Raw genomic sequence first — 6,255 nt, forward strand, 5'->3', positions numbered from 1 at the left:
CGGCCAGGGCTTCGCCGCGGCGGGCGAGGGCGGCGTTGGCGCGGCTGGCGGCGGCGGGTCCGCCCGGCAGGTCGAGGGCCGCGTCCGGGTCGGCGGCGAGGCGGCGGCCCAGGTCGCGGCCGCCGCGGCGCACCCCGGCCACGAAGCCCGGCTCCTGCATCGCGGCCAGGGCGGCGTAGGCGATCATGCCGGTCTCCAGCTGGCGCGGCTCGTAGCCGGCGCCGGTCCGCAGGGCCTGGGCGATCTCGCCGGGGCCGGAGAACTGGGCGTCGATCGCGGCGGCGCGGCGGGTGTAGGCCTCGAAGGCGCTGGCCGGTGCAGTGAGACTGCTGCTGGCGCCGACGTCCACGCCGCCATACGGCCCCTTGCGGGGCTGTGGCGGTCCGGAGCTCGTGGCGCAGCCGGCGAGCGCGACGGCGATGGCGGCGGCCGTGAGGCCGTGGAAGGTGTTTGGCAGCACGTCAGATCCCCCGACGAAACCGCCCCCCGAATGACCCCAGCCTGGCCGCGACAGTCCGCCTGGGCGCCGAGGCGGACTGTCGCGGGCAAAAGGTTAGCGAGAGGTTAACCGCCGGGCGCCCAGCCGGTCAGGGTGATGATCTCGAAGGTGGCGGGCACGCGGCCGTCGGGGCCGGCGAAGCGCTCGGCATAAATCTGGAAGGCGCGCTCGAGCAGGGCGCGGGTCAGGGCCTTCGGATGGCGGTCGGCCAGCACGCTGGTCTCGCCCATCTGGCGCAGATCGAGGACCAGTTTCAGCGGGTGTTCGTAGGTCACGGTCACCCGGTCGACGTCGGCCACGCCCTCCTTCAGGCCGGCGCGGTGCAACAGGTCGGCGGCGTCGGCCACGTCGGCGAACGGCGAGACGCGGCTGCCGGCCCCGCCCAGGATCTCCACCTCGGCGGCGACCAGCGACTGGCGCAGTTCCGTCAGCGTGATCCCGCCCAGGAAGGCGCCGATGAACAGGCCGCCGGGCTTCAGCGCATGGCGCGCCTGGATCAGGGCGCCGACCACGTCGTTGGTCCAGTGCAGGCCGAGGGTGGAGACGATCAGGTCCAGGCTGGCATCGGCGAAGGGCAGCCGCTCCTCGTCGGCGACGACGCGCGGGCCCGGTCGGCCGGCCAGCATACGCGGCGACAGGTCGGCCTCGATCAGGGTTCCGACACAGTCGGGCGCCGCCTGCGCCAGGGCCTCGCGCAAGGCGCCGGCGTGGGCGGAAAGGTCGACGGCGAGCGGAAAGTTGCGCAGGATGGCGTCCAGCCGCTCGGCCACATCCTGGGCCGCGCGGCGCTGCAGGAAGTCGGCGTTCGCATAGCCCTGGGCCGCGCGGTCCAGGCGCTTGCGGCGCAGGGAGCGGTCGAACAACTGGGGGGGCGACGCCGACATGAGCGCCGAAGATGGCGACTTCGCCGAGTCTTTGAAATGGGCGCATTGGAAGCCCCGGGCGCAAGCCGCGTTGCGCGGGACGCTGGACATGCTGTTTCCGCCCCAGGCGCTGGACGGCGGGCCGCGGCCACTGGCCGGCGGGTTCACGGCCGACGCCTGGGCGCGGATCCGCTTCCTGGACGGGCCGGTCTGCGACGGCTGCGGGGTTCCATTCGATTATGACCCGGGCGCGCGGTGCGCCGCCTGCCTCACGAAGCCCCGGGCGTTCGATGCGGCGCGGGCGGCCTGCCTCTACGACGAGACCTCGCGCGATCCGATCCTGAAGCTGAAGCATGCCGACCGGCTGGACCTGGCGCCGATGTTCGCCCGCTGGCTGTCGCGCACGGCGGCGCCGCTGATCGAGGCGGCCGACGCCATCGCCCCGGTGCCGCTGCATCCGTTCCGCCTGCTGCGGCGGCGCTACAACCAGGCCGCAGAGATCGCCCGGCCGCTCTGCGCCATGACCGGCACGCCGTACCTGCCCGACGCCCTGGTCCGGCGGCGCGCCACGGCGACCCAGGGCGGCAAGTCCGGCTCGGGCCGGCGGCGCAACGTGGCCGGGGCGTTCGAGGTGCCGGCCTCGCGGGTGAAGCAGGTGGCCGGCCTGCGCATCCTGCTGATCGATGATGTTCTGACCACCGGCGCCACCGCGGAGGGCTGCGCGCGGGCGCTGAAGGCCGCTGGCGCGGCCCGCGTCGATCTGGCCGTTGTCGCCAGGGTGCGCGATGCGGCAGGACTCACCATATGAAGCTGAACAGGAACGTGCTTCGTTAGAGCGCCATGACCGACGTCACCATCTACACCAAGCCCTATTGCCCCTTCTGCCTGCGGGCGGTCGATCTGCTGACGCAGAAGGGCGTGCCGTTCACCGAGATCGAGGCGGCCTTCGACCCCGACAAGCGCCAGGAGATGGTCAAGCGGGCCGGCGGCCGCGCCACCTTCCCGCAGATCTTCATCGGCGGCCAGCACATCGGCGGCTGCGACGAGATGATGGCCCTGGAACGGGCGGGCAAGCTGGACCCGCTGCTGAAGGCGGCTTGACCGTTTTCCCTCCCCTTCATGGGGAGGGACAGACCGCGCAGCGGTCAGGGTGGGGAACTCCCGGCCAGGGCTCCTACCTCGGCGATCTGGCCCACACCTCCCCACCACGCTCGACTTCGTCGAGTCGGCCCTCCCCATGCAGGGGAGGGAAAGCTAAGCTGGTTCCATGAAAGTCGGCCTCGTCCAGACCCGCACGCCCGCCAGCCACGCCGCGGCGCTGGCGCATATCCTGCCGCTGGTGCGCGAGGCCGCGGCGGGCGGGGCGCGGCTGATCGTGACGCCGGAGGGCAGCAACATCCTGCAGAAGGATCGCGAGGCCCTGCTGCCGCAACTCACCCTGCTGGCCGACGACCCGGTGGTGAACGGGCTGCGCGAGGCGGCCCGCGCGCTCGACGTCTGGATCGACGTCGGTTCGGCCCTGGTGAAGCGGCAGGACGGCAAGGCGGCCAACCGCCAGGTGTTGATCCGCCCCGACGGGTCGATCGCGGCGACCTACGACAAGCTGCACATGTTCGACGTCGACCTGCCCACCGGCGAGAGCGCGCGGGAGTCGGCGACCTATGAGCCGGGCGACGCGGCGGTGACGGCCGATATCGATGGCGTGCGGTTCGGCCTGACCATCTGCTACGACCTGCGCTTCCCGGCGCTCTACCGGGCCCTGGCGCGGGCGGGGGCGCAGGTGATGACCATCCCGGCCGCCTTCACCCGGCCGACCGGCGCGGCGCACTGGGAGGTGCTGATGCGGGCCCGGGCCATCGAGACCGGCGCCTATGTGCTGGCCCCCGCCCAGGGCGGCCGCCACGAGGACAACCGCGGCACCTATGGCCACAGCCTGGTGGTCGAACCCTGGGGCGCGGTGATCGCCCAGCTTGACCACGACGAACCGGGCGTGCTTCTGGCCGACCTCGACCCGGCGGCGTCCAAGAAGGCGCGCGCCGCCATCCCCGCCCTGGCCAACGCGCGGCCCTTCACCGGTCCCTGACAGTCTCGATGATCCGCTACGCCCTCACCTGCGACCACGACCATGCGTTCGAAGGCTGGTTCGGTTCGTCCGCCGACTTCGACGCGCAGCAGGGCCGCGGCCAGGTCGAATGCCCGATGTGCGCCTCGAAGCAGGTGCGCAAGCAGATCATGGCGCCCGCGGTGGCCGGTACGAAACGCACGCCGGGCGACAGCACCCCGGCCCAGATGCAGGCGATGATGATGGAGGCCGCCGGCCGCATCCGCGCCCATGTCGAGGAGAACTTCGACGACGTCGGCGACACCTTCGCCGCCGAGGCCCGCGCCATCCACCAGGGCAAGGCCGAGGACCGCGGCATCTATGGCCAGGCCACGCCCACCGAGGTCCGCGAACTGGTCGAGGACGGCGTCCCCATCGCCCCCCTGCCGCCCGAGCCGGTGAAGAAGTCAGAGCTGAACTGACACGGCTTTCGCTGTGCCCCGCCGCTTGCAGCGCCGACGGCGCGGTCGCATCGCGTGTATGAGCACAAAGAAAGAACGAATTCACGCTTGACGCCAAGCGTCGGCGCCATCCTTTCTGCGGCATGTTCGATGATAGCCGTGCTTTCGTGAGCCGCGCCTTCTTGCGCTCCGAACTGGATTTGGAATTCCGGGCCTGGGCCGCGAGCGGCGCCGACGAGGTGCTCCTGACGCGGCTCAAGGCGTGGTCAACGCGATCGAAGCGTACGGAGACGCAGGCCGAAGGCGCCTTCACCCAGACCTTCTTCGTCGAGACCTGGGGCTATGTCGATGATGGGCGCGCCGATCCAGCCGCGGTGACGCTCTTCCCGAAACTGCAGGTGCTCGGCGCCGGCGCTGGTGGCGGGATGGGTGAGGCGGACGCGGCGCTCGGTCTGTTCGGATCGGACCCGAAGGCCACGCCCCAAGTGCTATGCGAGTTCAAGGACATCCGCTCCGCCCTCGAGGCGCCGCAGCGGCGCAAGGGCAACACACGCTCCCCGGTTCGCCAGTGCCAGGACTACATCCGCGGCGCCCGCAAGGGCCTGTTCGGCAACGAACCCGTCCAGCCGTGGTGGGGGCTCGTCACCGACATGAACGAGATCCGCCTCTACTGGTGGGACCGCATGCCGGAGCAGTACCTCCGGTTCGTCATCCGCAAGCCCAAGGACGACCTGTTCGATTCCGACCTCCTGGCCGAAACCGGCGAGGCCAGCTTCGACCGTTTTCTTTTCCAGCACCTGTTCCACAGCGACCGGCTGCTGTCGCAGGCCGGCAAGCCCTCGCTCCTGCGGCTGATCGAGCGGCAATGGGTCAAGGAACGCGCGCTCGAAGGTGAGTTCTACCGGCACTACAAGGCCGTCCGAGAACGCCTGTTCAACGTCCTGACGGTCTCCAACCCGACCTTTGCGGGCTCCCGCACCGATCTTCTACGCCTGTCGCAGAAGCTGCTCGACCGGTTCATCTTCGCCTTCTACTGCGAGGACATGGGCGGCCGGATGTCGTTCCCGCCCCAGATGATCCGCGATCGGCTGAAGTCGCGCAGCATCGAGATCGACTATGACCCGTTCGGCGAGGAGTTGTGGACCTACTTCCGCCGCCTGTTCGGCTCCATGGACCAGGGCGGCCACATCGGTCAGCTGCGCGTGCCGCACATCAATGGCGGCCTGTTCGCGGCCGACCCCGAGATCGAGGCGCTCAGCCTGCCAAACCACGTCTTCGCCGCACCCGGCCAGGGGTCCAACGACGCGTCGCTGGAGCGGGACACCGACACCCTTCTCTACCTCTGCGCCCGCTACAACTACGCCTCGCGCGGCGATGCCCGCGAGAGCCTGAGCCTCTATACGCTGGGTCGCATCTTCGAGCAGTCGATCACCGAGCTCGAATACCGCCAGGGCGAGCTGGAAGATCGCGACACCGTCGTGGCCCTGTCGGAGCGCAAGCGCAACGGGGTCTACTACACGCCGGAATGGGCGGTGAACCTCCTGGTCAAGTCGGCCATCGACCCCTGGTTCGCCGCGGCGCGGCAGGCCGCCAGCCTGCCGACCGAGGATGACGACGTTCAACCCACGCTGGAAGGTCTCGTCGCCTACGAGGCCCGCCTGAAGGCGATCCGCGTTGTGGATCCCGCGTGCGGCTCCGGCGCGTTCCTGATCTCGGCGTTCCGTCGCCTGCTGGACGAACGCATGGGCCTGGCCCGCCAGATCGCGGGCCTTCACGCGGGCCCCGATGGCATCGCCGAGGTGGTTGTCGAGGCCGCCGTGATCGGCGAGATCCTTGAGAGCAACATCTACGGCGTCGATCTCAACCCCGCCTCGGTCGAGATCGCAAAGCTGGCGCTCTGGCTGCATTCAGCCCGCGCCGACGCGCCCCTGTCGTCGCTCGACCACACCCTGCGGTGCGGCAACAGCCTCGTCGGTCCCGATTTCTGGCAGGGCCGCACCGATGACCCCGACCTGCGTGAACGGGTCTCGGCCTTCGATTGGGCGACGGCCTTCCCGGAGGTGCGATTAGGCCATGCCGATGGCGGCTTCGACATCGTGCTCGGCAACCCGCCCTACGTGAAACGCCAGCATCTCGAAGCCACCGCGCCCGAGGTCGCCGCCTATCCCATGGCCGCGCGCGGCGACGACACCTACCGCAGCGCGCGCACCGCCAACTTCGACCTCTACCTGCCATTCTTTGAAAAGGGCTTGCGCCTGCTGGGTCCCGGCGGCCGCATGGGCTTCATCGCCCCAAGCCTGTGGCCGATCAACCAGTACGGCGAAGGGCTGCGCGGCCTCGTCCGCGCGGGCCGTAATCTGGAGCGCTGGGTCGATTTCAAGTCCTACCAGG

The 6,255-nt window shown here is 70.3% G+C and carries 6 protein-coding genes and 1 pseudogene; 5 read left to right on the forward strand and 2 right to left on the reverse strand.

Annotated elements, in window-relative coordinates:
• Both Q0R13_RS11845 and Q0R13_RS11850 read right to left on the reverse strand, forming a co-directional pair.
• A pseudogene (locus tag Q0R13_RS11845) lies at nucleotides 1-460 on the reverse strand (hypothetical protein); the annotation flags it as partial.
• Between the two features lie 104 nt (nucleotides 461-564).
• Nucleotides 565-1,383, reverse strand: coding sequence for a methyltransferase domain-containing protein (locus Q0R13_RS11850; protein WP_293904110.1), 819 nt, complete (start codon nucleotides 1,381-1,383; stop codon nucleotides 565-567).
• On the opposite strand from Q0R13_RS11850, the gene Q0R13_RS11855 reads away from it, so the two are divergent.
• From Q0R13_RS11855 to Q0R13_RS11875, 5 genes are all read left to right on the forward strand, one after another.
• Nucleotides 1,382-2,170, forward strand: coding sequence for a ComF family protein (locus Q0R13_RS11855; RefSeq protein WP_293904112.1), 789 nt, complete (start codon nucleotides 1,382-1,384; stop codon nucleotides 2,168-2,170). The genes Q0R13_RS11850 and Q0R13_RS11855 overlap by 2 nt on opposite strands.
• A 32-nt stretch (nucleotides 2,171-2,202) precedes the next feature.
• On the forward strand, nucleotides 2,203-2,463 hold the full coding sequence (grxC, locus tag Q0R13_RS11860; RefSeq protein ID WP_293904114.1) for a glutaredoxin 3: 261 nt from the start codon (nucleotides 2,203-2,205) through the stop codon (nucleotides 2,461-2,463).
• 166 nt (nucleotides 2,464-2,629) lie between these two features.
• Nucleotides 2,630-3,445, forward strand: a complete 816-nt coding sequence (locus Q0R13_RS11865; RefSeq protein WP_293904116.1) for a carbon-nitrogen hydrolase family protein — start codon at nucleotides 2,630-2,632, stop codon at nucleotides 3,443-3,445.
• Between the two features lie 8 nt (nucleotides 3,446-3,453).
• Nucleotides 3,454-3,885, forward strand: coding sequence for a DUF1178 family protein (locus tag Q0R13_RS11870; RefSeq protein ID WP_293904118.1), 432 nt, complete (start codon nucleotides 3,454-3,456; stop codon nucleotides 3,883-3,885).
• A gap of 146 nt (nucleotides 3,886-4,031) precedes the next feature.
• Nucleotides 4,032-6,255, forward strand: a 2,224-nt coding sequence (locus Q0R13_RS11875; protein ID WP_293904120.1) for a DNA methyltransferase, incomplete at its 3' end; no start/stop codon positions are given.

It is taken from the genome of Phenylobacterium sp. (assembly GCF_025351295.1).
Classification (GTDB): domain Bacteria; phylum Pseudomonadota; class Alphaproteobacteria; order Caulobacterales; family Caulobacteraceae; genus Phenylobacterium.